Raw genomic sequence first — 25,286 nt, 5'->3', positions numbered from 1 at the left:
CACCCTGACCACCCGCGCCGTCACCTCGGCGCTCACCGTCGGCGCGCTCATGACGCCCCGCCCGTCGGCCGGACCAGCGCCAGCAGGTCGGTGTGGTGGACCACCACGCTCAACTCGCCCGCAGCGCAGGCCGCCAGGCGGTCGCGCAGGTAGGCGTCGGCGCGTTCGCGCAGTTCGGGGCGTTCCTCGACGGCCGCGCCGACCCAGCCGCGCAGCCACTGGGCGGTGAGATCGGCCTCGTCGGGGCCCAGGCGCCAGGGGCTGGGGTGCAAATGGACCGTCGCGCCGCGTTCGGAGAAGGCCTCGCAGGCGGCCGTGACCGCGTCCGGGCCGAGCAGGCCCGAGCGTCGCTGATGGGTGTTGAACGCCTCGGCGATCTCCGTGTCCAGCGGGTGGGACGGGCTGAGTTCGACGCGTCCGGCCACGGAGAGCGTGAGCAGCGCCGGGCAGCCCGCGCCGGTGCAGGCGGCGGCGAGGGTGTCGATCTCCTCGCGGGTGAGGACGTCGAGAAGTGCGGACGCGGTGACCAGCGAGGCGCCGGCGAGGGCGTCCGGGGTGAGCCGGGCGACGTCGCCGCGGCGCGACTCCACGGTCACACGGCTGCCGTCTGCGGCGGAGCGCGGGGAGGCCACAGCCGCGAAATGCAGGAGGTAGGGGTCTCGGTCGTGCAGGACCCAGTGCTGGGCACCGTCCAGACGGGGGGCCAGCCAGCGCCCCATCGAACCGGTGCCGCAGCCCAGGTCGTGCACGGCCAACCCGCCGGCCTTCCCCGGCAGGTTGGCCAGCCTGATCCGCAACGGGTCGAGCAACTCCCCCGCCCGCGCGACCGCGTCCGCCCCTTCCCGCAGTTGAAGCCACTCGGGCGCGTAACGCGGCGGCTCCTCGGGCCCGTCCTCCCGCAGCCGTACGGTGGGCCGCTCGCCGGGCCGGGAGGCGGGACCGGCACCGGGGATGACGGAGTCCGCCGACGGAACGGCGCCCGTCAACGCCGGTTCAGCGGACCGGGCGGCATTCTTCGCCCCGGGCTCCTTCGCGTGTGCCCCGTACGTCGACCCGGGTTCCGCCGGTGCGGAGGCATCCCTCGGCCCCGGTTCCGTCGACCGCACGCCCTGCCTCGCGCCGGGCGTCGCCGATGCCGGGATGACCCCCGGCCCGGGCGCCGCCGAAGTCGAGACAGCCCCAGCCCCAGGCTGCCCCTGCCCAGCGGCAAGCGTCCCGATCTCCTGGCCCGGCACCGCATCCCGCAGGTGCAGTGGCCCCGGCTGTGGCGGAATCCCGCTGCGCTGGGTCGTCGCTGTCTTCCTCATGCCGCCCTCCTGGGTTCGTTCGGCAGTCGGCCCAGCACAGCGGCCAGGCTGCGGGCCGTGGTGGCCCAGCCGTCGAGGGCGGCGCGCCGTCCTCGGGCGGCCGCCTTCAGGCGGCGTCGTACATCGGCCTCCCCGAACCAGCCGCGCAGCTCGGCGGCGAGGGCCAGGGGGTCTTCCGGTGGGACGAGGATGCCGGGCACACCGCCGTCGGGTGCGCGGCCGACCGCCTCCGGGAGGCCGCCGACGTCCGTCGCCAGTACCGGGATGCCGCGCGCCAGTGCCTCAGTCACCGCCATGCCGTAGGTCTCGGCATAGGAGGTGAGGACCATCAGGTCGGCGGTGGCATAGCTCGCGTCGAGCTCGGCGCCGGCCCGCGGTCCCGCCAGTATCAGCCGGTCCTCCAGGCCGTACCGGGCGATCAGGGACCGGAGTCCGGCCACGTACTCCGGATCGTGGCCGAGACCGCCCACGCACACGCAGCTCCACGGCAGGTCGGCCACCGCGGCCAGCGCCTCCACCAGCCGGTGCTGTCCCTTGCGCGGCGTCACCGCGGCGACGCACAGCAGCCGGGAGACGCCGTCCGTGCCGGAGGCGAGGGGGGCGATGTCGGCGCCGGGGGCGGCGACATGGACCCGCTCGGGGGCGAGCCCGTGGTGGGAGACCAGGCGGCGGACGGCCCAGTCGGACGTGGCGATCACCGCCGGGACCGCCCGCAGCACCGTACGTTCCCTGGCGTCCAGCTCCGCGGCCACGGCGGGCGCGAGACCCCGCTCGTCGCCGAGCGGGAGGTGGACGAGGACGGCGAGGTGCAGGCGTTCGGCCTCCGGGACGATGATCTCGGGGACGCCGCAGGCGACCAGGCCGTCGAGGAGTACGACGGTGTCGTCGGGCAACTGCCGCAGTGTGTGCGCGAGTTCCTCACGCGCGCCCGCCCCCGGCCGGGGCCAGCTGCCGTCCACGGTGTGCTTCTCGACCTGCCAGCCGAAGGCCGACAGATCCAGACTCACCCGCCGGTCATAGGCGTTGCCGCCGCTCGGCTGGGCCGGGTCGTCGACGCCGCCCGGCATGACGAAGTGCACGGAGCGCAGGGACATGGGGATGATCTCCGCGGTCTGGAGGGCGGAGTTCTGCACGGGTACGTAGTCGAGCCGCGTGGGCTCCAGAGCCCTACCGGTGGTGGGCTCGATGGTCGTGTCGGTCACAGGGCACGCTCGTAACTCGCCCAGGCGACATGCGACTCGTGCAGCGCCACGGTCAGGCCCGCGAGACCCTTGGCGCCCTCGCCGAGCGCTCCCTTGTGGATCCGCTCGGCGAGCCGGTCGGCGATGACCTTGGCCAGAAACTCCGTGGAGGTGTTGATCCCGGCGAAGTCGGGCTCGTTGTCGAGGTTTCTGTAGTTCAGCTCGCTGACGACTGCACCGAGCTCCTGGGTCGCCAGTCCGATGTCGACGACGATGTTGTCATCGTCCAGCTGCTCGCGCCGGAACGTGGCGTCCACCAGGAACGTCGCTCCGTGCAGGCGCTGCGCGGGTCCGAAGACCTCGCCGCGGAAGCTGTGGGCGATCATGATGTGATCGCGGACGGTGATGCTGAACAACGGACGACCCTCCAGGTGCGGCGCGTCTGGTCCTCGACAGATCGCTGTCGAGGATGTCGTGTAGTACGGCTCCCTGCCATTCCTTGTTCAGCCACCTGTTCCCCTTTTTGGGAGGTCAGGCGCTCCCGCCGAACCGGATTGAACGATTCGTCAGGCCGAGTCGCCGTAGCGGACCAGGTGGCATAGCGCCGGGATCTCCCCGGAGGCGAGCCGCGGCAGCACATCCGGGAGTTCCTCGAAGGCGCACTCTCCGGTGAGGAGGGCGTCGAGGGCGGGGTCGGCGAGCAGGTCCAGGGCGAGGGCGAGCCGGTCGGCGTACGTACGGCTGGCACGGCGGGCCGGGGAGACGGTGCCGACCTGGCTGCTGCGGATGACCAGGCGCCGGGAGTGGAAGGCCTCGCCGAGCGGGAGACTGATCTGCCGGTCGCCGTACCAGCTCAGTTCGAGGACCGTGCCCTCGGCGGTGAGGAGTTCGAGGGAGCGGGCGAGGCCCTGTTCGGTGGCGCTGGCGTGGACGACCAGGTCGCAGTCGCCGAGGGCGTCCGCGGGGGCCGCGAAGTCCACACCGAGTGCTTCGGCGACCTTGGCGCGCCCCGGGTCGGCGTCGACCAGTTGGACGCGTACGCCGGGAAAGCGGGCCAGCAGCGCGGCCACCGAGGAGCCGACCATGCCACCGCCGACCACGGCGATCCGGTCGCCGATCAGAGGCGCCGCGTCCCACAGGGCGTTCACGGCGGTCTCCACGGTGCCGGCCAGCACGGCACGGGAGGCGGGCACCGACTCCGGAACCACGGTGACGGCGGCGGCCGGAACGACGTACCGCGTCTGATGCGGATAGAGGCAGAAGACCGTACGGCCGACCAGTGCCGCCGGTCCCTCCTCCACGACGCCGACGTTGAGGTAGCCGTACTTCACCGGGCCGGGGAAGTCGCCCTCCTGGAAGGGGGCCCGCATGGCCGCGTGCTGGCTCTCGGGCACGCCGCCGCGGAAGACGAGCGTCTCGGTGCCGCGGCTCACCCCGGAGAAGAGCGTGCGTACCAGTACTTCGTCCGCGGCGCATCCGGGCAGGTCCACCTCGCGTATCCCACCGCGCCCAGGCGAGTCGATCCAGAAGGCGCGTGCGGTGCGGTTCATCGGAATCCTCCTGAACGATCGGGAAGCTGCTCACGTACGGAGAGGTGCACAGGCCGCGCACAACGTAGCGGCGTTGATCGACTCTGTCACACGGCCGGAGGAATGTTCGGTGGCCCTGAACCACACTTATGACGCGAGGCTCGTCCAGCAGGAGACCGCTGTGGGAGCGGGTGTGCAGATCCTTTTGCTCACCCTGCTCGGCACGGCGATCGGGATGGGGCCTGCGGGCTGGCTGACCGGACTCGCGTTCGCCATCGCCACCTGGGCGGTACTCTCCCGGGCCCTCCACAGGTCCCGATTGCAGTCCTTCGGACCCGCCAACCGCGTCACCCTGGGCCGCTCCATCCTCGTCGGCGGGATCACGGCCCTGGTCGCGGACTCCTTCGAGAGCTCCCCGCCGGTCACGCTCTTCGTCGGTCTGACGGCGGTGGCGCTGATCCTGGACGGCGTCGACGGCAAGGTCGCCCGCCGCACCGGCACCTCGACACCGCTCGGCGCCCGCTTCGACATGGAGGTCGACGCGTTTCTGATCCTGGTGCTCAGCGTGTACCTGTCGATGTCGCTGGGTCCGTGGGTGCTGCTGATCGGCGGAATGCGCTACGCCTTCGTCGCCGCGGCCCGCGTCTGGCCGTGGCTCAACGCCGAGCTGCCGCCGAGCACCGCCCGCAAGACGGTGGCCGCGCTCCAGGGCGTGTTCCTGCTGACGGGCGCCTCGGGTCTGCTGCCGTACGCGGCGGCCTTCGGGGTCGTCGCGCTGGCGCTGGGGCTGCTGGTGTGGTCGTTCGGGCGGGACGTGCTGTGGCTGTGGCGGACGTCGCGGATCGAGGACGTACCGGAGCAGAAGGACGTATCCGTATCGGAGCAGTCGGAGCAGGAAGTGCTCTCGCAGCCCGAACTCGTCGCGAGCTGACCGGTCAGGTGCGGCGCGGCAGCAGTCCGATCGCCGTGACCGGTACGGCGGCCAGCACCAGCCAGGGCACGGCCGGGTGCAGCCCGGTGTCGAGCAGGGCGCCCGTCGCCGAGCTGCCGGCCAGCACGATCAGACCGGAGACCGACGAGAGCGCCCCGGTGTACAGGCCGAGCCGCCCTTCCTCCGCGAGGTCGGGGACCCAGGCCCGGGCGACAGGGGCGACGAGCATCTGCCCGAGGGTGAGCAGCACGACGAAGCCCGCCGCGGGCAGCAGCCCCGCGGTGCCGGTCCAGCCGGCCGGCCGGGCGGCGGCGACGACCGCGAACCCGGCGGCGATCAGCAGCAGTCCGGTCACCATCGACCGGCGCATTGCTACACGCTCTGGTGGAAGTGCCGCGATGTGCCGTCTTTCGTCTGCGGCATCGTCGTGGCCGGTCGCGCAGTTCCCCGCGCCCCTTCGGGGCGCTGCCGCACCGCAGCCGACTGCGCCCGGCCCGCTCAGCCGCTCCCCCACCCAGCGGGTGACCGGCAGCTGGGCGGTCACCACCAGCAGCGACGACAGTGCGAACAGCCAGGCCAGCGGCGCCTGCGAACCGGCCGCGCGCTCCACCTCGGCGGGCAGGGCCAGGTAGAGCTGGTTGTAGGCGAGCAGATAGGCGCCGTATCCGCAGCACAGTGCCAGGAAGGGGCGGTTGCGGAGCAGCAGCTTCATGCCGCCGCGGAGTGCGACGCGGGAGCGTCCCGGGATGTGCTGCGGCAGCAGCCACGCGTGCCCGGCGAGGACGAGGACGAAGATGCCCGCTCCGGCCAGGCAGACCGTACGGAAGTCCACCGACAGCAGCAGCCCGCCGAGCAGCGGCCCCACGAACGCCCCGGCCTGCCCGGCCACGGTGAACAGCGCCAGCACGCGGGTTCGGGAGCCGCCGCCCGACTCCTCCCACACCACGGCCTGCCGGGCGACCTCGGACTCCACGGCGGGCGAGAACAGGGCGGCGGCGAACCCGATGAGCAGCACGGCGCAGACGACGGCCCAGGTCTTGTGCGCGTACCCGAGCCAGGCGAACCCGGCGATACGCAGCGCACAGCCCGCGAGCACCACGGGCCGGATGCCGTACCGGTCGGCCAGCGCCCCGCCCACCACGAACAGCCCCTGCTGGCTGAAGGTTCTGAGGCCCAGCACGAAGCCGACCAGCCAGCCCGCCAGGCCGATCGACTGCCCCAGGTGCTCGGCCAGGAAGGGCAGGACGGCGAAGAAGCCGATGTTGAAGGCGAGTTGGGTGAGGATCAGCAGGTGGAGCAGAGGTGAGAGACGGGCGGTTGTCCCTGCGGTCACCGGGCCTCCGTCACGGACTCGGCCAACTCCCTTTTCCGCGTGATGGACACCCCTCGGGCCGCGGTCACCGCGAGCGCGCCGAGCAGGGCGAGCACGGCGGCGGGGGCGAGGACCGCCCACGGAGCGCGTTCGGCGTAGGGCTGGTTCTCGGCGAGCAGCAGGCCCCACTCCGGGTCGGGCGGCTGCGCGCCGAGGCCGAGGAAGGCGAGCGAGGCGAGGGCCAGCGCGGTGCCGGGCAGCCGCAGCAGGGCGTGCCGGGTGACGGGCGGGAGGACGGCGGGGAGAAGGTCGTGGCGGAGCAGGTACCAGCGGTCGGCGCCGAGGCCGCGGGTGGCGGTGATGTGGAGGGCGGCGCGTTCCTGCCGCAGCAGCGCGGAGGTGTGGGCGGCCAGCGGCGCCCAGGCGACGGCGCCCACGGCGAGCGCGGGCGTGAGGGTGCCGCTGCCCGCGACGGCGGTGACGAGGAGCGCGAGGAGGACCGGCGGTACGGCGTTGACGGTGTCGACGAGCGGCCCGCAGACGCGGGGCACCAGTCCGAGCAGTACGCCGGTCAGCAGCGCGGCGGCGCCGATCGCGAGGGCGAGCAGCAGGGTGTCGAGGGCGCCGTGGCCGACGCGGGCGAGCATGTCCCGGCCGAGCGCGTCGGTGCCGAACGGGTGGGCCGGGGAGGGCGCCTGGAGTCGTTCGCCGGTGTCGAGGGCGAGCGGGTCGCGGGGCAGGCCGAGCGCCACGACACCGAGGAGCAGGCCGCCGTGGACGAGGGGCAGGATGCCGCGGGCGGGCGGGGTCGGCCGGTGCAGGGAGGTCAGGGCGCGGTCGCGCAGGGCGGGGCCGATGAGCAGGCGGGTGAGGAGGCTCGCGGCGCCCGCGGCCACGGCGGCGAGCAGGACGAGGACGAGCGTGCCGGCCTGGAGGACGGGCAGGTCCTGGGCGAGGGCGGCCTGGAGGGTAGTGCGGCCGAGGCCGGGGATGTCGAAGATCTGCTCCACCGCGACGGAGCCGCCGGTCATGCCGACCACGAACAGGCCGGCGTTGGGCAGCAGTCCGGGCAGACAGCGGCGCAGCGCGTGCCGGGCGATCCTCCCGTGGGGTATTCCGCGCGCGTCGGCGGCGAGCGCCCAGGGCTCGGTGAAGGCGCCGGGCAGCAGGTCGTCGAGGAGCCGCCCGAGCACGGCCCCGGCGGGCAGGCCGAGGGCGAGTGCGGGCAGCAGCGTGTACTGGGGCCCGTACCAGCCGAGTGCGGGCAGCCAGCCCAGCTGGACACCGACGACGGTGGCGAGCACGGACGCGGTGAGGAACTCGGGCAGCGCGGCCAGGACGGCGGAGCCGCTCCCGGCCGTGCGCCGCGCACGCCGGCCGCGCGACAGGGTGCGGGCGCAGATCACCCCGGCCGTGAGGACGGCGACCGCGAGTGCCACCGCCATCAGCAGCAGGGACACGCCCAGGGCCTGGAGTACATCGGGCGTGACCTCGTTGCCGGACAGCCACGACCGTCCCGCGTCCCCGCGCCACAGCCCGCTCAGCCACCGGCCGAGCAGGTGGAACGGACCGGCGTCCAGGCCGAGTTGGGCGCGGATGTCCGCCAGCACCTCGGGCGTGGGGTCACGGTCGGCTGACCGGGCCTTGAGCACGGTGAGCGCCGGATCGGTCCGCGCCAGCCAGGGCAGCAGACCGATCGCGCACACCAGGGCGGCCGCGAGTCCGGCCCGCCACAGGAGCGTGGCCGTGTGCTGCCGCATGCGTCAGCGCCGGGTGCCGGTGCCGACGAGGGTGCGCTCGTACGGGTCGAGGAGCGCACCGCTGACCGAGGTGCCCACGCCGGTGATGATCTGCTGGTGGACCAGCGGAACGACGGCGTCGGTGCCGAGGACCGCCGCCTCGGCCGCCATCGCCGCGTCCTGCCGCTCGTCGGTGTCCGCGAGGCCCTCGGCCTTCGCCACCGCCGCGTCGACGCCCTTGTCGCACAGCTGTGCCAGGTTGTAGCCGCCGTCGCAGGTGTAGTCACTGGCGAGGACGGCGAGAGGGTCGCCGGTGTCGACGAGGGTGTTGCGGGCGAGCACGACGGCGTCGAACTTCCCGTCCAGCGCGTCGCTCTCCAGCCGCGAGTACTCGCGCACCTCCAGCTCCACCTTGAACCCGGCCTTCTCCAGCTGCTGCTTCAGCACCTGGGCGACTTCCGGGAGTTCGGGCCGGTTGTCGTACGTGGCGATGGTGACCGTCGCCCCGTCGGGCGCCGCGGCCTTCACCCGCCCGACGGACTGTGTCCGCTTGCCCTCGGCCCAGGTCACGGCGGGTCCGTAGATGCCGGCGCCGGCGTCGGCGTACCCCTCGTACACGCCGTCGGCGAGCGTGGAGGTGTCGATGGCCTCGCGGGCGGCGGCGCGCAGCTCGGCGTCCTTGAAGGTGCCGGACGCGGTGTTGAGCAGCAGGCTCGTGGTCCGGGTCGTCGCCGTCGCCTTGCGGGTGTCCTCGTCGAGGGTGGCGGCCTGGGCGACCGGGATCGCCTCGGCGAGGTCGGTCTCGCCGGTGCGCAGGGCGCTCGCGCGGGCGGTGCCGTCGGCGATGAACTTCACGTCGACGCCGGAGGCCTGGGCGCGGCCGCCCCAGTAGTCGTCGAAACGGTCCAGGGTGGCGGCGGTGCTGCCGGTCACCTTCGTGAGTTCGAAGGGGCCGGTGGCGGTGCCCACGGGGTCGACGCGGTCCTTGCCGTCGTAGGCCTTCGCGGAGAGCACGGCCAGGCCGGGGCTGGACAGACGCAGGGGGAGGACGGGGTCGGGGTTCTTGGTGGTGATGCGGACGCCGGTGCTGCCCTCGGCCTTGGCGGTGAGCGTGACGCCGGAGAGTGCGGCGGGCTCGGGCCTGGCCTCGGTGGCCCGGGTCAGGGCTTCGGCGACGGCGGACGGGGTGACGTCGGTGCCGTCCTGGAAGGTGGCCTCGCGCAGGGTGAACAGCCAGGTGCGGGCGTCCTCCTGCTTCCAGGACGCGGCGAGCGCGGGGGCCGCGGAGCCGTTGGCGTCCAGGGCGGTCAGACTCTCAGTGACGCCGAGTCGGCCGAGGATCGTCGCGTCCGCGCCGTACGGCGAGAGGTTCTCGGCGGGCGGGAAGGCGAGGGCGACACGGAGGCGGGAACCGGAGGCCGCGTCGCCGTCGGTGGAGCCACCGCCGGAGGCGAAGCAGCCGGTGAGGACCGGGACGAGCAGCAGGGCGGCGAGGATGCGGCGCACTGTGGTCACCGCCCCATCGGTATCTCGAAGTGCACGATGCCCTGACCGCCGCCGGCGTCCTCGCGCTCGTCGTGCACGACCTTCCCGAGCGACCGCCAGAAGCCCTCAGCGCCCGGCACCGTGGGATCCGTGTGCAGGTAGACGGCCCGGTAGCCGCCGTCCGCCCGCGCGAACGCCATCAGTTCGTCCACGAGCCGCCGGGCGAGCCCGCGCCTGCGGTGCTCGGGGCGGACGTACACCCGGCGCACCTGTGCGGTCCCACCGGACGGAAAGCGCTCGGCGACGTGCACCGGGTTCGGCGGGTGGGCCGGGCCCCGGGAGTCGAGCGCGGCGGTGGCGACGACCGAGCCTCCGGCGTCGACCGCCACCAACAGGGTGTGGCGGGCCGGGGCCAGATAGGCGGCGGCCGGGTCGATGATGTCGGCGTGCCACCGCGGCACATATCCGGTACCGAAGTCCCGGTACACGGTGTCGAGCATCACGGCTCGCGCTCCGTCGAGGTCGTCGGGGCCTGCCGGCCTGATGCTGTAGTCGTTGTGCACTTGCACATCATATGCAGTAAGCGGTCGAGGTGATCACCGGGCCGGTGTGAGAAACCCCGCCACGGCCGCCTTGAGACGACGAGGCCCTTGCGGGTGGCGTCCGAGGCTGCCTGGTGAGCGCGGGGGACGTCGTCCCAACGGCCGTAGGAAAGTCACGCTACGCACCGGGCGTCACCGCAAGGGCATGACCAGCAATCCCCACGCAGCCCGTAGATCCAGTCGCGCCGACGAAGTCCGCCACCAGTCGCCGCAGCGGCTCAGCCGCCTGATCGGGCGGAAGTCGGGTATCCACGCCCAGCACTCTGATCTCTCCGAGGTGGCCGAGAGGTCCGTCGATGCGCAGCGTGCGGCTGGACGCGGCGTCCGGGTTGGGATGGAGGATGACCGCGAGTGGTGCGTCGGGGCCGGTGTATCCGGCGATGTAGGTGAGGAGTTGGTGCCGGTCGTGGGCGCTCACCGTTCGGTCGCCGTACGCGATGTACTTGGCGTCGACCGGCAGGAACCGTGACACCGGGGAGTCGAACCTCAGTAGCACGTCGGGGCTGAACGGCTTGTGGGTGATGGCCATGTCGCCAGTCGTCCTGATGGCGTTCTCGCCGCCGCTGCCGACCGCACGACCCCCGAACTCGGCCGCCACGCTGCCTGCCATCTGCCGCACCACGAGTTCCCACAGGCGGTCCATCTTCAGCAGCATGCTGTCCGCCCGAAGGCCACGGTCCGTCAGCAGATCGGTGACGCCGCCGCCTCCCAGGACCAGCCGCGCCCAGGCGTGGGCCGGGCGGTAGCGGGTGTTGAGGCGGTTGTAGCGGGCTCGTGCGAGCATGCGTGGGGCGGTGACCGGGAGCCGTGGCCGCGGGAATTCGGCGGCGGTGTCCTTGAGCGCGCGGGCCAGCGTGGCGTGGGATGCCAGTGGTACCGCGGCGGACAGTGCGGCACCGCACACCAGGTTCTCCCAGACCTCCACGTCGCGCTCGAAGGTCCGCACGTGCAGTTGATCTACGGCGCCGTAGCGACGGGTTGCCTGCGCCATGGCGTCGAGGCGTCCGCGCAACATCGGCTCCACCCGGTCGGTCCGCACGTAGTCCCGCCGCAGCCCTTGGCTGAGCAGTGACCGGCACTCGGTCAACAGCGCGGGAAGCACGGCGTCGACGTAGCCGGAACTGCCGGTCGGCCACTGCCGGAGCGTGGGCTCGTGCGGGACCGGGACTCCGTTCGCGTAGCAAAGCCACGAGATCAGCTGCCGGCCGGGAATCGTGAACTTCGGTCTGAGGATCAGCCGCACCCGTTGCAGCACGAACACACCGACCGTCGAACGTGCGGTGACGCTCCAGCCTGTACGTGTCGGCCGCAGCCCGATGTGGTTCCTTTCCGCGAGGGACCGCAGACTGCGCTGGTCGGTCTCGGTGACCTGGTCGAGGGTCAGTTCGGCGGACTTGTACTCCTTGACGACGAGGTCGGGCAGCCGGGGCATGCGGTCAGTTCTGGACTGCATCGTCGGACTCGGCGAACTCTGCGGCGAGCTTGCTCGCGAGATCCTGTGGTCCCATCCGGGCGATGCGACCTGACACCGGGTCGATCAGGTCTCCCAGAATGGCCTGCATGGGTTCCCCCCGGCCCAGACTGTGGTCCTCGATCTGCGGAACGATGTCGTGGTAGAAGACCGCGGCAAGTTCCTCCTCCGTCCTCAGGGGGCGATCGTCACGCAGGAGGCAGGCGTGGCCGATCTGATGGTCCGGTCCGAACTCGCGGACGAGCCTGCTGTTGAGCACCGCGAGGAACGCCGCAAGGTCGAGCCCGCCTACTGAGGTGTCCACCGCGTCGAGGTCGGGAGCGACCTCGACGAACCTGAAGCGGCGTCGGATCGCAACATCCAGATGGCCGATGCTGCGGTCGGCCGTATTCATCGTTCCGATCACCCGCACGTTGCGGGGAATCCTGATCTGCCGACCACTGATCGGCAGCTTGACCGGTATGGTCCGCTTGTCGATCTCCAACAGGGTGACGAGCTCGCCCAGGACACGCGGGAGATCACCGCGGTTGATCTCATCGATGATCAAGAGGTAGGTCCGGTCGGGCGATTGCTCGGCGGCCTCGCAGATCCGGAGGAATACGCCCGTCCGCAGTTGGAGGTTGAGCCCTGGCTGGTCGGCGACAGGCTCCGGCTTGTACCCCTCGACGAAGTCCTCGTAGCCATACGAGGGATGGAACGTCACCAAGGTCACCTGTGCTATGTCGTCGCTTTCCGGCGCGGGCAGCAGACCGGCCAGGGCCGATGCCCGCTCGGCGGCCGGGGCATGAATGGCATCCGCCCTGCCCGCCAGTGCCAGGGCCGCGCTCAGCGCCAGCCGGGTCTTCCCCGTGCCCGGCGGCCCATAGAGGATGACTTGGCCCTTGTGCTCCAGCGCTTCCAGCACCTGCTGTACCGCCACCGGAAAGTCGTCCGTGGCGGCCTCGAACCCGAGACGCGGGGCCGCCACGACCGCACGCCCTTGCCCAATGCGTCGGAGCAAGTGCTCCGAGACCGTGGCGAAAGTCTGCTGCCAGGCGTTCTCCGGGGCGTCGAAGGTCTGTGCGTAGGACTCGTCCCAGTCAACCGGGACCTTGTGCCGGTATATGTCGTACGACTCGTCGTAGACATATCCACCGCTGACCGTTCCCAGCGCGAGCACCTCGGACTTGCCACGGTTCGCGACGATCAAGTCCCCTGGCTCCAGGTCGCGGAGGGCCAACAGTTGACGGGCGTGCCTGAGGTTGGCCCCGGCCGACTCGGGGTGCTCGCTGTCCAGCATCTGCTTGAGTTCGGTGTCGCTCTCGTACCGGCCGAGGTCGCCGGTCTCGTCCCACGCGACACGGATGTGCCCGCCTTCACGGCACTCCTCCCACAACCGCGCGCGTTCTCCGGGAGCGATCTTCCACACCTGACGACGGCGTGCCCGCGGGTCGTACTCCGCGTACAGGAAGCGCATGACCTCCACGGAATGCCATCCGTCGAACTCGGGCCGGCCCCTCACCAGTCCGAGCAGTTCGCGATTGGCCTGCCAGGTGCGGACGTTGCCGTATGCCTGGTGTGCTCTCCCGCCGAGCCCCTGAGTGAAGTGCCGTACGTGGGAGGCGGAGTAGATGGGCAGGAACTCGTCCGGAAAGTAGACGGCCAGCGCCTTGGTGACGAGCGCCTGGCCGAAGGACAGGGTGTTGAGATCGTCGATCCTGCTGAAGTCCTTGCGCTCGGCAGCCTCGAACGCCACCTCGAACTCTGCACGGACCAGTTGCCAGGCCTCATCAGGGTCCAGCTTGCGCAGCGGGGCGGGCAGTCGCCATTCGCCGCTGTGATGGCGGTACATGATGTGCTTGGCGGCACTGCCGCCCCTCATGCTGCCGTAGTCGTCGGTCCCGTACTCGAGCATCCAGCAGAAGGGCCGCTGCTCCCCCGCGCCGAGGGCGTACCGCTCCACTGGAAGATCGGCCCATCCGGCGAGCGGGAACTCCTCGATCACCCGTAAGCGGTCGCGCTCCGCCGACGCCACCACCCCTGCCAGACCAGCCCTGTCGAAGACCTTCGCCGCCCCCGCAACGTCTTCCCCGGTGTCCATCCGACCATGATTCCCCATGGCGGACGGCCCTGTTGGCCCGCTAGCCAGAAAGTCCGTTGCAGAACTTCGCCACCGTCGTCACGAACCACTCCGCATCATCCAGCCACGGAAAGTGCCCCGCGCCCGGCTGTACGACCATTTCCGCGTCCGGGAACAGAGCAGCGCACTCCGCCATCACGCGAGGCGGGGCGGCCATGTCGACCTCACCCGCGAGTACGAGGACCGGTGCCGCGAAGTCGGCGAGGGCCTTGCGGGTGGCGTCCGGGGTGAAGGCGCCCTCGGCGGCGTAGGCGGCCATGACCTCCCCGTTGTCCTCCGCGTCGGATGCGGCCTGGTGGGCGCGGGCCACGTCGTCCCAACGGCCGTAGGAGAAGGGGGCAATCGCCTGCCAGCTGTCGGCGGTGGGCTTACCCGCGACGATCTCCTCCAGCGCCGCGTACGCCTCCGGGAACCATGGTTCCTCCCTGCGCAGCAGCGCGATCTCCCGGCGGTCGTCACCGGTGATGGGGAGGCCGACCGCCCGGGTACTCGGGGTGATCAGTGTGAGGCTGCTGATCCGCTCGGGGTGGCGGGCCGCGTACTGCGTCGCCAGGTTGGCGCCTCCGCAGTGGGCCAGCAGATCGACGCGATCGAGGCCGAGGTGTGCGCGGAGAGCCTCGGCGTCGTCGACCATGCGGTCACAGCGGCAGGTGTCCATGGCCCGCGGGGTCGCCGAGTCGCCGGTGCCGCGGAGGTCCAGCTTGATCAGCTGTCGGTGTGCGGAGAGACCGCCCAGATCGCCGAGGTAGGCGGAGGCGGCGGGGCCGCCGGGCAGGCAGAGCACGGGAGGACCGGTCTCTCCGGACACGTGGAAAGCGAGGGTCGTTCCGTCAGGCGCGGAGAACGTCGGCATGTGCGCGAGCCTGTCAGGGGGTTGGGGGCGCGGCAAACGAATTGTCCCTGGCCGTATCCGGCCAGGGACAGACACGTACGAATGGTGGTGACCCGAGCCCCGCCCCTTGAATCCGTCTACTCGACGCCCGTCGCGTCGAGTAGACGCAGCAGGTCCTCGCGCCCGTAGCCAATGAGCCGGGCCCGATAGACCGCTGCGAGCAGCAAGTGGGCCACAACCTCCCCCTTGTAACCGTTCATTCCTTCACCGAACCACTCGTCGGGCTTCTCGATGCCGAGACTGTTCATGACGAGCCCGTGCTCTCGACGGATCTCGGCCACGGTGTCCGCGACGGCGTCAAGAAGCGTGGCCCCTGGCCGCTCGCACTGCAGAGCAAAGGAGCCCCAGTCGACGGGGATGCAGCCGTCCGGCGGGTTCTCACGCAGGCTCGCGTACCGCTCGTCATCGAAGCCTCCGTCACCGAACCAGTCGTCCACCAACGCGAATCGGTGGTAGCCGGGCGGCGCGGGAGGCGGCGGAGGCGTGTAGTCCCAACCGGCGTCTTCGTACAAGCGCCGCTTGACCTCTTCCTCGTCGGCGTCCGTCACGGTGAAGCCGGTATCGACGTTGCGGCCAGTGGTCGTGCCGTCGGGGTTGCGGCGGAAGGACAAGCTCATGTGCAGACCATAGGGGCCGGGAAACCACGAACGGCGGCGGTGATGGGCACTTCATCCCAACGCGTGACGATCCGCCGGACGATCTGTGAAACAAGCGGCTCTGGGCCGAGTTCCGCACCGGCCCAGAGCGCGCGCGTCGCTAACGCTCTCCCCGACTCCCCCTCCCCGCCCGCCCGCCCGCCGTCAGCGCTTCTGCTCCACCCGCACCCAGTCCACCTCCGCCTGCACTCCCCCGGCCGCGACCTTGTCGACGCTGGACTGCGGCAGGCCCCAGTACGGGGTGGTGACCTGGTTCCAGCCGGCCGGGTAGGCGCCGCCGAGGGCGAGGTTGAGGATGACGTACTGGTTGTGGTCGAAGACCCACTGGCCGCGGGTGGACTCCAGCTTGTTGCGGGTCGTCTCCTGGACGAGGAGGTCGTCGACGTAGAAGCGCATGCCCGTCGGTGTCCACTCCACCGCGTAGGTGTGCCACGCGTCGGCACGGCCGCCGCCGGGGTAGATCTGGCGGGCGCCGACGTTGCCCTCCGCCGAGTAGCCGGGGCCGTGCAGCGCGGTGCTCGTCCAGTCCGCGTAGCCGACGTTCTCCATGATGTCGGTCTCGCCGGAGGCGGGCCAGGACACCGACGGGTCGTCGACGTTGCTGCCGAGCAGCCAGAAGGCCGGCCAGAAGCCGTCGCCGACCGGCAGTTTCAGCCGGGCGCTGACCTTCCCGTACGTGAAGTCGAACTTGGTGTTGGTGTCGATGCGCCCGGAGGTGAAGTCGAAGGTCCCGGCCGGTGTCTGGGTGCAGTCGTTGCAGTACTTGGACTTCAGCAGCAGGCTGCCGTTCTGGGTGGCGATGGTGTCGGTGGAGTCGACGTATGCCTGGGACTCCCCGTTGACCGGGCCCATCTCGTGACCGGTTCTGACGACCCGCCACTTGGAGCGGTCGAGACTCGTCCCCGTGAAGTCGTCGAAGAACGTCGTCTGGTACGTCCCCGACTGCTCCCCGGGCAGGGCCGGGTAGGCGGCCGTGGCGCTGCCGCCGGTACCCCATACCTCGAACTCGTAGAGGGAGTAACCGAATTGGGCCGTGGCGGGCGCCGGGTTGTAGAAGGAACGGCGCTCCTTGCCGAGCATCCGGACGTACCGGCCGGTCGCGGGGGTGGGCAGCCGCACGCTGTCGTGGCGGCCGACCGCCTCGGCGGGGGACTTGACGTCCGCGCGGCGGGCGGCGACCTCGGCCGCGGAGGGCTGGTACACCGTGCGCCAGGTGCGGTTGTCGTCGGAGACCTGGAGCTGGTAGTCGACGGCGTAGGCCGCCTCCCAGTACAGGTCGACGGTGTCGATCGTCGAGGTCGCGCCGAGGTCGACCGAGATCCAGCGGTCGGCGTTCCAGTCGCTCGACCAACGGGTCTGGTCGTCCTTGAGGTTCGCGGGCCGGCCCCCGTCCGTGACGAAGGCGGGCGAATTCCCGGCGTGCTGATAGAGGTTGGAGTACGCCGGGTGGTTGAGGGCGAGGTTGGTGCGGGTCGTCGACGCCGGGGCCGGTTCACCGCCGTAGACGCGGAAGGACCACAGCGAGTAGCCGTACGGCGTGGCGCGTACGATGCCGCGCAGCCGGAGGTAACGGCCCGTCACTTCCTGGGGGTAGGTGTGCGCGGTGACCGTTCCGCCGGTTCCGTTGGTCTCCGTGTAGAACGGCGTCCAGTCCGTGCCGTTCTTGGACACCTCCAGCACGTATCTCTTGCCGTAGGCGGCCTCCCAGTCCAGGACGACCCGGTCGACGTGGATCGTCGAGCCGAGGTCGACACGGAGCCAGGCGTCGTCGGCGAAGTTGCTGGCCCAGCGGGTGGAGCCGTTGCCGTCGAAGGCGAGGCCGGGGGCGGTACCGGCGTTCTCGCTGCCGGAGGCGGTGACGGCGGCCGGGTCGGCGGTGTAGGCGGCGGCCGCGCGGTCGCTGTCCCACGCGGCCGCCACTGCGGCGGGCGCGGCGGCGGCCGGTGCGGTGATGGCCGGTGCCGCGGCCAGCAGGGCTAGCGCGGCCAGGGCGGTGAGCAGGGTGCGAGAGGTGCGAACGCTCATGCGGGTCTCCTTGAGAAGATGGATAGTGCGCAGACCTGACACGTTCATGACATGCGAAGAGGTCGGTGTGACCGCCATGGTGGGCCCGCTCCCACAGCCCACCATGGCGGCCTGTCTCAGGCGGCCCGTGCCGCCCGGTCCCGGTGTCCGCGGATGATCTCCGCGTAGTGATGACCGGTGCCCTTGATCGTGCGGACCTGGGTCCGGTAGTCGACGTGCACCAGGCCGAAGCGCTTGTCGTAGCCGTACGCCCACTCGAAGTTGTCCAGCAGCGACCAGGCGAAGTAGCCGGCCAGCGGGGCACCCTGGCGGGCGGCGGAGGCGCAGGCGGCCAGGTGCTTGGTCAGGTAGTCCTGCCGCTCCGGGTCGTCGACGGTGCCGTCGGGGCGTACGACGTCCGGGTAGGCGGAGCCGTTCTCGGTGACGTACAGCTTGCGGGGGCCGTACTCCTGGGTGAGGCGGAGCAGCAGCGCCTCGATGCCGCTCGCGTCGATCTCCCAGTCCATGCCGGTGCGCGGCACGCCGATACGGCGGACGGAGCGGGCGTGCGGGGCCGGGCCCGCGGGGTCGTCGGCGACGGTCGCCGGGAAGTAGTAGTTCAGGCCCAGCCAGTCCAGCGGCGCGGCCATCGTCTCCAGGTCCCCCTTCTGTTCCGGGAGTTCGACGCCGTAGACCTCGCGCATGTCCGCCGGGAAGCCGCGGCCGTGGACCGGGTCCAGCCACCAGCGGTTGGTGTGGCCGTCCATCCGCATGGCGGCGGCGACGTCCTCGGGGCGGTCGGTGGCGGCGTGCACGGTGGAGAGGTTGTTGACGATGCCGACCTGGGCGTCCGGCGCGGCCGCGCGGATGGCCTGTACGGCGAGGCCGTGGGCCAGCAGCAGGTGGTACGAGGCGCGGACCGCGGCGGTCAGGTCGGTGAGGCCGGGGGCCATCTTGCCTTCGAGGTGGCCGATCCAGGCCGAGCACAGCGGCTCGTTGAGCGTGGCCCAGTGGCCGACGCGGTCACCGAGGCGTTCGGCGACGGCCGAGGCGTACACGGCGAAGTGCTCGGCGGTCGCGCGCTCCGGCCAGCCGCCGCGGTCCTGGAGAGCCTGCGGAAGGTCCCAGTGATAAAGGGTGACGGACGGGGTGATGCCCGCCTCCAGCAGACCGTCGACCAACTTGTCGTAGAAGGCGAGGCCCTTGGCGTTCACCGGTCCGTCGCCGCCCGGCACGACGCGCGGCCAGGCGATCGACAACCGGTAGGCGTTCGTGCCCAGTTGGCGCATCAGCTCGATGTCCTCGCGCCAGCGATGGTAATGGTCGCAGGCGACATCGCCGTGGTCATTGCCCGCGATCTTGCCGGGGGTGTGCGAGAAGGTGTCCCAGATCGACGGAGAACGGCCGTCCTCCGCCACGGCTCCCTCGATCTGGTACGCCGAGGTGGCCGTGCCCCACAAGAAGTCGTGCGGGAGTGCGGCGAGGTCGATGGTCACGGAAGTCCCTTCGGAATCGGGAGAGTTGGTCACTTGACGGCTCCGGCCGTCAGCCCGGCGACGAGATAGCGCTGGAGGAGGAGGAAACCGGCGACCACGGGGACGCTCACCACGAGTGAGGCGGCCATGATCTGGTTCCAGTACACGTTGTAGAGCGTGGAGTAGCCCTGGAGCCCGACGGCGAGTGTGCGGGTGGTCTCGTTGGTCATCACCGACGCGAACAGCACTTCGCCCCAGGCGGTCATGAAGGCGTAGACGGCGACCGCGACGATCCCGGGGATCGCCGCCGGCACCACGACCCGGAACAGCGCACCGAGCGGTCCGCAGCCGTCCACCAGAGCCGCCTCGTCCAGCTCGCGCGGCACCGAGTCGAAGTACCCGATCAGCATCCAGATCGAGAACGGCAGCGAGAAGGTGAGGTACGTGAGGATCAGCCCGCCACGGGATCCGAACAGGGCGATACCGGTGGCGTTGCCGATGTTGACGTAGATGAGGAACAGCGGCAGCAGGAAGAGGATGCCGGGGAACATCTGCGTGGACAGCACGGTGACCGTGAAGACGCGCTTGCCGCGGAAGTCGTAGCGGCTGACGGCGTACGCGGAGAACACCGCGATGACCACGGAGCAGACCGTCGCCGCACCCGCCACGATCACCGAGTTCAGGAAGTACCGCGCGAGCGGGATCGTCGACCAGATGTCGATGTACGGGCGGAAGGTCAGCTCGGTCGGCAGCCAGCGGAACTTGCCCTGGACGTCCTGCAACGGCTTCAGCGAGCTGGACAGCATGACGTACACCGGCACCAGCACGAACCCGGTGAGCACGGTGAGGAAGATCCGCCGGGACCAGATGAAGGAGCGGGGCGGGGCCATCGGGGAGCTAGACATCGGCCGTCTTCCTTCCTCGGGAGGTCAGCGCCAGGTACACGCCCGTCACCACGAGCAGGAAGAGCAGCAGCAGCACCGACATCGCGGATCCGGCGCCGAAGTTCCAGGTGACGAAGCTGGCTTGGTAGATGTGCACCGAGATGAGGTCCGCGGCCTCAGGGGCGCTCTTGCCGAACAGCACGTAGGGCGTGTTGAAGTCGTTGAACGTCCACAGGAACAGCACCAGGATCAGGACCTGGTTGACCGGGCGCAGCGACGGCAGGGTGATGCGGCGGATCTGCTGCCACATGCCCGCGCCGTCCAGCGCGGCGGCCTCGTACAGATCCTTCGGGATGTTCTGGAGACCCGCCATGACGATGAGGAAGGCGAACGGCCAGCCCTTCCACACCGACACCGTCAGCAGCGCGATGAAGGCGTTGTTGCCGATGAGCCAGAAGGAGGGCTTGTCGGTGAGGCCGAGCTGGTCGTGCAGAACATGGTTCACCAGGCCGTTGTCGTGCTGGAACATGAAGACCCAGGTGATGACGGCCGCGTAGACCGGCAGCGCGTACGGGACGAGGAACAGCGCCCGCAGCAGGCCGCGGCCGCGGAAGGTGTCCTGCATGTAGACCGCGGCCGCCGTGCCGATCAGCCAGCACAGGCCGACCGACAGCAGGGTGAAGGCGATGGTGACGAGGAAGGAGTGGAGCAGCGCCTCGCCCACGGGCGCGTTGAAGTCCACCGACATCTTGTAGTTGTCGATGCCGGACCAGGGCGCGGTGCCCCAGTCGCGGATGTAGAACTGGGTGAGCTCCTTGAAGCTCACCCAGATGCCGATCACCATCGGCACCAGGTGGACCAGGAGTTCGAGGAGCAGGGCGGGCAGCAGGAGCAGGTACGGCAGTCCGATGCGCTTGATCCGCCCGGGGCGGCGCGGGCCGCGCGCCGCCCCGGGGGATTTCTTGCGTACCGTCCGATCGCCGGCCTCGGGCGAGGCGGTCGTGGTGGTCATCTTTGTGCTCGCGCTCACTTCGTCGGCATCTGCTGCTGGGCCTTCTCGAGCGCGGCCTTCACCGACTCGGTGGTCACCGCGCGTCCGGCGGCCGAGTCGGCGAACAGCTCCTTGATCGCCGTACCGACGGCCGTCTCGAACTGGGACTCGTCGGCGACCTGCGGAGCCGCGACGGCGCTCTTGGCGAGGGTTTCCTTCAGGACGGCGTTCGCCGTGGTGTTGAAGGCGGTGTCCGTCTGAGCGGTCTTGACCGGCGGGATGGAGCTGTACGCCGTGTTGAGGATCTTCTGCTCGGCGTCGCTGGTCATGAACTTCACGAACTCGGTCGCGCCGTCGACGTTGTCGGTGTTCTTGAAGACGGCCATGTTGATGCCCATGACCATCGAGTTGACGCTCTCGCCGGTCCCCGGCGTGCCGGACTGCACGGGCACGGGGGCCACGCCGAAGTCGTCCTCGCTCATGCCCTGCGTCGTGAGGTTGGAGGACGCGGACTGCCACAGCAGCATCGCCGTCTTGCCCTTGGCGAAGTCGCTCACGGACTGGTTCTGCGCGTACTCGGCGTTGCCGGGCGCGACGATCTTGTCCTTCGCCATCAGGTCGACGAACTGCTTGACCCCCTCGACCGCGCCGTCGGAGGTGAAGTCCGGCTTGCCGTCGGCGGTGAAGAAGTCGGCCCCGTGCTGCTTGGCGAAGACGACGGCGTGGTGGATGTTCTCCGACGGGTTCGAGCCCTCGATGCTCAGGCCCCACTTGCCGTCCTTGGAGAGCTTCTCACCGTCGGCGATCAGCTCCGACCAGGTGGCCGGCGGCTCGGATATGCCCGCGTCGGCGAACATCTTCTTGTTGTAGTAGAGCGCGTACGACATCGAGTACAGCGGCACCGCTGCCGGGTCCTGCCCCTCGGCCCCCGTCGAGCCGATGGCGGAGTCGACGAAACGGTCCTTGCCGCCGATCTTGTCGAAGTTCTTCGCGTCCCACGGCAGCAGCGCGCCGGTCGCCTGTAGCGAGGCCGACCAGGTGTTGCCGATGTTGAGGACGTCGGGGCCCTGTCCGGAGGTGGTGGCCGTGAGGATCCGGTTCAGCAGATCCGACCAGGGCACGACCTCCAACTCGACCTTGATGCCCGTCTGCTTCTCGAACTTGTCGAGTTCGGGCTGGAGGACTTTCTTGTCGACCTCGACACTCGCGCCCTGGTTCGAGGCCCAGTACGTGAGCGTCTTGGGCGAATCGTTGGACCCGCCGTCCGTGGACGAACCGCCTCCGCAGGCCGAGACGGCCAGGGCGAGAGACATGGTGACGGCGCCTACGGCCGCGGCTCGGTTGCTGCGCATGGCTCCTGGTATCCCTTCAGGGAATGCCATCATGGCTTAATTTAGGACGTGAGTTAAACCTCGGAAGGGACTCACGTCAAGGGTTTGCACATCACTTGCCGAAGTACGGTCGCACCCCTTGACGCAACCGTTCAGGTAGTTGAAGCATTCATCGGCGAGAGAGCGCTCCCAGAACTCCCCACATTCACTTCCTGAAGCCGCATACTTCCTGAAGCTGGAGCCGCCCCATGCCCACCCTTGGCCGTAGATCCCTGCTCGGCGCGGCAGCCGCCGCGCCCGTCCTCGCGGCACTGCCCGCATCCGCGTCAGCCGCCCCGTCCCGCCCGCGCCCGCGCGCCCTCCCCGGCGGCGGTGACCTCGGTCCGAACGTGATCGTCTTCGACCCGTCCACGTCCGGCATCCAGGCCAGGCTGGACCAGGTGTTCGCCCAGCAGGAGTCGGCGCAGTTCGGCACCGGCCGCTACGCGCTCCTGTTCAAGCCCGGCACCTACAACGGCCTCAACGCCCAACTCGGCTTCTACACCTCGATCATGGGCCTCGGCCTCTCCCCCGACGACACGACCATCAACGGGGATGTCACGGTCGACGCGGGCTGGTTCAACGGCAACGCCACGCAGAACTTCTGGCGTTCGGCGGAGAACCTCGCGCTCGTCCCGGTCAACGGCACCAACCGCTGGGCCGTCGCCCAGGCGGCGCCCTTCCGCCGGATGCACATCCGGGGCAGCCTCAACCTCTCCCCCAACGGCTACGGCTGGGCGAGCGGCGGCTACATAGCCGACAGCCGGATCGACGGCCAGGTCCAGCCGTACTCGCAGCAGCAGTGGTACACCCGCGACAGCGCGATCGGCAGCTGGCTCAACGGCGTCTGGAACAAGGTGTTCTCCGGCGTCGAGGGAGCGCCCGCGCAGAGCTTCCCGAACCCGCCGTACACCACGCTCGACACCACGCCGGTCTCCCGCGAGAAGCCGTTCCTGTATCTGAACGGGAGCGAGTACCGGATCTTCCTGCCGGAGAAGCGGGTCAACGCCCGTGGCGTCACCTGGGGCAACGGCACGCCGCGCGGCACCTCGCTGCCGCTCACCGACTTCTACGTCGCCAAGCCCGGCGACTCGGCGGCCACCCTCAACCAGGCGCTCACACAAGGGCTTCACCTGCTGCTGACGCCGGGGATCTACCACGTCGACCAGCCGATCCAGGTGAACCGGGCGGGTACGGTCGTCCTGGGCCTCGGGTACGCAACTCTGGTGCCCGACAACGGAGTCACGGCGCTGAAGGTCGCCGACGTCGACGGCGTGCGGCTGGCCGGGTTCCTCGTCGACGCCGGGACGGTCAACTCCGCGACCCTGCTGGAGGTCGGCCCGACCGGCGCCGCCGCGGACCACTCCGCCAACCCGACCACCGTCCAGGACGTGTTCATCCGCATCGGCGGCGCGGGCGCCGGCAAGGCGACCACCAGCATGGTGATCAACAGCCGCCACACCATCGTCGACCACACCTGGGTCTGGCGCGCCGACCACGGCGCAGGCGTCGGCTGGGAGACCAACCGTGCCGACTACGGCGTTGTCGTGAACGGCGCCGACGTCCTCGCCACCGGCCTGTTCGTGGAGCACTTCAACAAGTACGACGTGCAGTGGTTCGGCGAGCGCGGCCGCACGATCTTCTTCCAGAACGAGAAGGCGTACGACGCCCCGAACCAGGCCGCCATCCAGAACGGCTCGATGAAGGGCTACGCGGCCTACAAGGTCGGCGACAACGTCACCGTGCACGAGGGCTGGGGACTCGGCAGTTACTGCTACTACAACGTCGACCCGACGATCGTGCAGCACCACGGCTTCGCCGCGCCGGTCCGGCCGGACGTGAAGTTCCACAACCTGCTGGTCGTCTCGCTGGGCGGCCAGGGCCAGTACGAGTGCGTCATCAACGACACCGGATCGCCCACGTCGGGGACGTCGACGGTGCCGTCCACGGTGGTGTCGTACCCCTGAGAGACAGGGCATTCTCAGCAGCGGCGGCCCGGCACCCCGATCCGGCGGGTGGCGGGCACCGCGCAACCAGGGCCTGCCGGTGTCACCAGCGGGGCAGTCCTGCTCGACGATGCCGGCCGGGTCGAGGGCGGATGTCCGGCCCACTTGTAGGAGAGGTACGCGGCGAACGGCACGGAGTCACGGACGCTGCCGCCGAGGTGGTCCCAGCCGCGTTCGTGGGAGTTGGGCACGCTCGCCAGCAGGGCGGCGTCGATCGCCACGCCCAAGCGACGAACCCTCTCATCCGGATGTCAAGACATGACTCGAAGACCGGCCGCGCGCCCTCCCTCCGCAAGCCAGTCCGCCGTGTAAGGGCGGTGGTGGGCGGGCTGGTTCGCGCAGCCGTGATTGCCCTCGTCGAGGGCGAGGAGTTCGGCGGGGCCGGACGCCTCCTCGACGAGACGGCGGGCGTCCTGCCAGGGGAAGAGACGGTCGCGTTTGCCGGTGACGACGAGGAGGGGGCAGTGGATGGACTTGGTCCGGCCTTCCAGGGTGAGGGTACGGGCGGCCGCCGCCGCGGCCGACTCGTCCGGCGCCTGGGAGCGGTGCCGGAAGGCCGCGCGGGTCAGCGGCGGCAGCAGGTCCCAGGCCGCGCCGAAGTCGTACGGTCCGGCGAGGGCGACACAGGCACGCACCCGTTCGTCGCCGGCGGCCACGCGTGGTGCGTAGTAGCCGCCGAGGCTGACGCCCCAGACGGCGATCCGCTCGCCGTCGATGCCCGGCTGGGCGGCGAGCGCGTCGATGAGGGCCCGGCCCGGTTCCTCCCAGGCGGCGGTGATCGGCAGGTCGTACTCGGCCTCGCCCTGTCCCGGGCCGTCCACGGAGAACGTGGCCAACCCCCGGTCCAGGAAGGTGCGTTCGGTGGTGCGGAACTCCTCCTTGGCGGAGTCGAGGCCGGGAATCATCAGCACGGCCGGGTGCGGGCCCGGACCGGCCGGCAGTCGCAGGACGCCCACCAGGGTCGCCCCCTGGTACGGGATCTCGATCCGCCGTCCGGGAGGGTCGAGGTGCGGCAGGGCGTCGCCCAGACAGCGGACCGCCGCGCTGTGCGCCTCCCTGGCCTCGGCGACGTCCTCGAAGTACAGGAACTTGCCGAAGTGGTAGTAGAGGGCGGCCCTGGCGAGATGCTCTCCGGCCGAGCGGGTACGGCCGCCGGTCAGGGCGTCGCGGCCGAGCTTTTCGTGTACGGCGGCCGCCCGCGACCAGGCGGCGCACCACTGGCCCCAGTGCTCCAGGCCGCCGGTGACCGCCTCGAAGTCGGAGACGATGACGCCGTTGGTGGTGAAGCGGGGCGCCCAGTTGGCGAGGGCGGAGGCGATGCGTGCGTCCACG

The 25,286-nt window shown here is 70.6% G+C and carries 21 protein-coding genes; 2 read left to right on the top strand and 19 right to left on the bottom strand.

Going from position 1 to position 25,286, the window contains the following annotated elements; genetic code table 11:
- Positions 1-47: 47 nt before the first annotated feature.
- The 4 genes from KCH87_RS21125 to KCH87_RS21110 form a co-directional block, all read right to left on the bottom strand.
- Positions 48-986: a class I SAM-dependent methyltransferase gene (locus tag KCH87_RS21125; RefSeq protein WP_210587897.1), complete on the bottom strand. Its 939-nt coding sequence runs from the start codon at positions 984-986 to the stop codon at positions 48-50.
- Between the two features lie 317 nt (positions 987-1,303).
- On the bottom strand, positions 1,304-2,509 hold the full coding sequence (locus tag KCH87_RS21120) for a glycosyltransferase family 4 protein (protein WP_308298879.1): 1,206 nt from the start codon (positions 2,507-2,509) through the stop codon (positions 1,304-1,306).
- Positions 2,506-2,904: a 6-carboxytetrahydropterin synthase gene (locus KCH87_RS21115; RefSeq protein ID WP_210587728.1), complete on the bottom strand. Its 399-nt coding sequence runs from the start codon at positions 2,902-2,904 to the stop codon at positions 2,506-2,508. Before KCH87_RS21115 ends, KCH87_RS21120 begins: the two co-directional genes overlap by 4 nt.
- A 150-nt stretch (positions 2,905-3,054) precedes the next feature.
- Positions 3,055-4,038, bottom strand: coding sequence for a zinc-binding alcohol dehydrogenase (locus tag KCH87_RS21110; protein ID WP_210587727.1), 984 nt, complete (start codon positions 4,036-4,038; stop codon positions 3,055-3,057).
- A 109-nt stretch (positions 4,039-4,147) separates the two neighbouring features.
- Here KCH87_RS21110 and KCH87_RS21105 point away from each other — a divergent pair, with 109 nt between their 5' ends.
- Positions 4,148-4,948: a CDP-alcohol phosphatidyltransferase family protein gene (locus KCH87_RS21105; protein ID WP_210587726.1), complete on the top strand. Its 801-nt coding sequence runs from the start codon at positions 4,148-4,150 to the stop codon at positions 4,946-4,948.
- A 4-nt stretch (positions 4,949-4,952) separates the two neighbouring features.
- Here the strand turns inward: KCH87_RS21105 and KCH87_RS21100 are convergent, their stop codons facing one another.
- The 13 genes from KCH87_RS21100 to KCH87_RS21040 form a co-directional block, all read right to left on the bottom strand.
- Positions 4,953-6,281 carry an MFS transporter gene (locus tag KCH87_RS21100; RefSeq protein ID WP_210587725.1) on the bottom strand — a complete coding sequence of 443 codons (1,329 nt, stop codon included), beginning with the start codon at positions 6,279-6,281 and terminating at the stop codon, positions 4,953-4,955.
- Positions 6,278-8,020 carry an ABC transporter permease subunit gene (locus KCH87_RS21095; protein WP_210587724.1) on the bottom strand — a complete coding sequence of 581 codons (1,743 nt, stop codon included), beginning with the start codon at positions 8,018-8,020 and terminating at the stop codon, positions 6,278-6,280. The genes KCH87_RS21100 and KCH87_RS21095 overlap by 4 nt, the downstream gene beginning before the upstream one ends.
- 3 nt (positions 8,021-8,023) lie before the next feature.
- Complete coding sequence (locus KCH87_RS21090) at positions 8,024-9,514, bottom strand: ABC transporter substrate-binding protein (RefSeq protein WP_308298878.1); 1,491 nt, start codon at positions 9,512-9,514, stop codon at positions 8,024-8,026.
- The gene (locus KCH87_RS21085) at positions 9,511-9,984 is read right to left on the bottom strand and encodes a GNAT family N-acetyltransferase (RefSeq protein WP_210587894.1); all 474 of its coding nucleotides are present in this window, start codon (positions 9,982-9,984) and stop codon (positions 9,511-9,513) included. The genes KCH87_RS21090 and KCH87_RS21085 overlap by 4 nt, the downstream gene beginning before the upstream one ends.
- Before the next feature lie 220 nt (positions 9,985-10,204).
- Positions 10,205-11,539: an McrC family protein gene (locus tag KCH87_RS21080; protein ID WP_247196532.1), complete on the bottom strand. Its 1,335-nt coding sequence runs from the start codon at positions 11,537-11,539 to the stop codon at positions 10,205-10,207.
- Positions 11,523-13,637: an McrB family protein gene (locus tag KCH87_RS21075; protein ID WP_210587723.1), complete on the bottom strand. Its 2,115-nt coding sequence runs from the start codon at positions 13,635-13,637 to the stop codon at positions 11,523-11,525. The genes KCH87_RS21080 and KCH87_RS21075 overlap by 17 nt, the downstream gene beginning before the upstream one ends.
- Positions 13,638-13,677: 40 nt before the next feature.
- Positions 13,678-14,529 (bottom strand): alpha/beta fold hydrolase, encoded by an 852-nt coding sequence (locus tag KCH87_RS21070; RefSeq protein ID WP_210587722.1) that lies wholly within the window; start codon positions 14,527-14,529, stop codon positions 13,678-13,680.
- A 116-nt stretch (positions 14,530-14,645) separates the two neighbouring features.
- Entirely contained in the window at positions 14,646-15,185 is a 540-nt protein-coding gene (locus tag KCH87_RS21065) for a hypothetical protein (protein ID WP_210587721.1), read from the bottom strand.
- 183 nt (positions 15,186-15,368) lie between these two features.
- Entirely contained in the window at positions 15,369-17,249 is a 1,881-nt protein-coding gene (locus KCH87_RS21060; RefSeq protein WP_210587720.1) for a discoidin domain-containing protein, read from the bottom strand.
- Between the two features lie 116 nt (positions 17,250-17,365).
- Positions 17,366-18,724 (bottom strand): GH1 family beta-glucosidase, encoded by a 1,359-nt coding sequence (locus KCH87_RS21055; protein ID WP_210587719.1) that lies wholly within the window; start codon positions 18,722-18,724, stop codon positions 17,366-17,368.
- 29 nt (positions 18,725-18,753) lie between these two features.
- Entirely contained in the window at positions 18,754-19,593 is an 840-nt protein-coding gene (locus KCH87_RS21050) for a carbohydrate ABC transporter permease (protein WP_210587892.1), read from the bottom strand.
- 7 nt (positions 19,594-19,600) lie between these two features.
- Positions 19,601-20,599, bottom strand: a complete 999-nt coding sequence (locus KCH87_RS21045; RefSeq protein WP_210587718.1) for a carbohydrate ABC transporter permease — start codon at positions 20,597-20,599, stop codon at positions 19,601-19,603.
- A gap of 14 nt (positions 20,600-20,613) precedes the next feature.
- Positions 20,614-21,930: a sugar ABC transporter substrate-binding protein gene (locus tag KCH87_RS21040; RefSeq protein WP_210587717.1), complete on the bottom strand. Its 1,317-nt coding sequence runs from the start codon at positions 21,928-21,930 to the stop codon at positions 20,614-20,616.
- Positions 21,931-22,157: 227 nt separating this feature from the next.
- Between KCH87_RS21040 and KCH87_RS21035 the strand changes: the two genes are divergently transcribed.
- Complete coding sequence (locus KCH87_RS21035) at positions 22,158-23,915, top strand: coagulation factor 5/8 type domain-containing protein (protein WP_210587716.1); 1,758 nt, start codon at positions 22,158-22,160, stop codon at positions 23,913-23,915.
- Positions 23,916-23,929: 14 nt separating this feature from the next.
- Here KCH87_RS21035 and KCH87_RS50770 read toward each other — a convergent pair whose 3' ends face one another.
- Complete coding sequence (locus KCH87_RS50770) at positions 23,930-24,181, bottom strand: hypothetical protein (protein WP_374199011.1); 252 nt, start codon at positions 24,179-24,181, stop codon at positions 23,930-23,932.
- A 24-nt stretch (positions 24,182-24,205) separates the two neighbouring features.
- A complete protein-coding gene (locus KCH87_RS21025) occupies positions 24,206-25,285 on the bottom strand; it encodes an alpha/beta hydrolase (protein ID WP_210587715.1) in 1,080 nt (359 codons plus the stop codon).
- Position 25,286: the final 1 nt, after the last annotated feature.

The organism is Streptomyces sp. GESEQ-35, assembly GCF_017948485.1.
In the GTDB taxonomy this organism is placed as follows: Bacteria; Actinomycetota; Actinomycetes; order Streptomycetales; family Streptomycetaceae; genus Streptomyces.
This window is presented reverse-complemented; position numbering and strand designations above follow the sequence as displayed.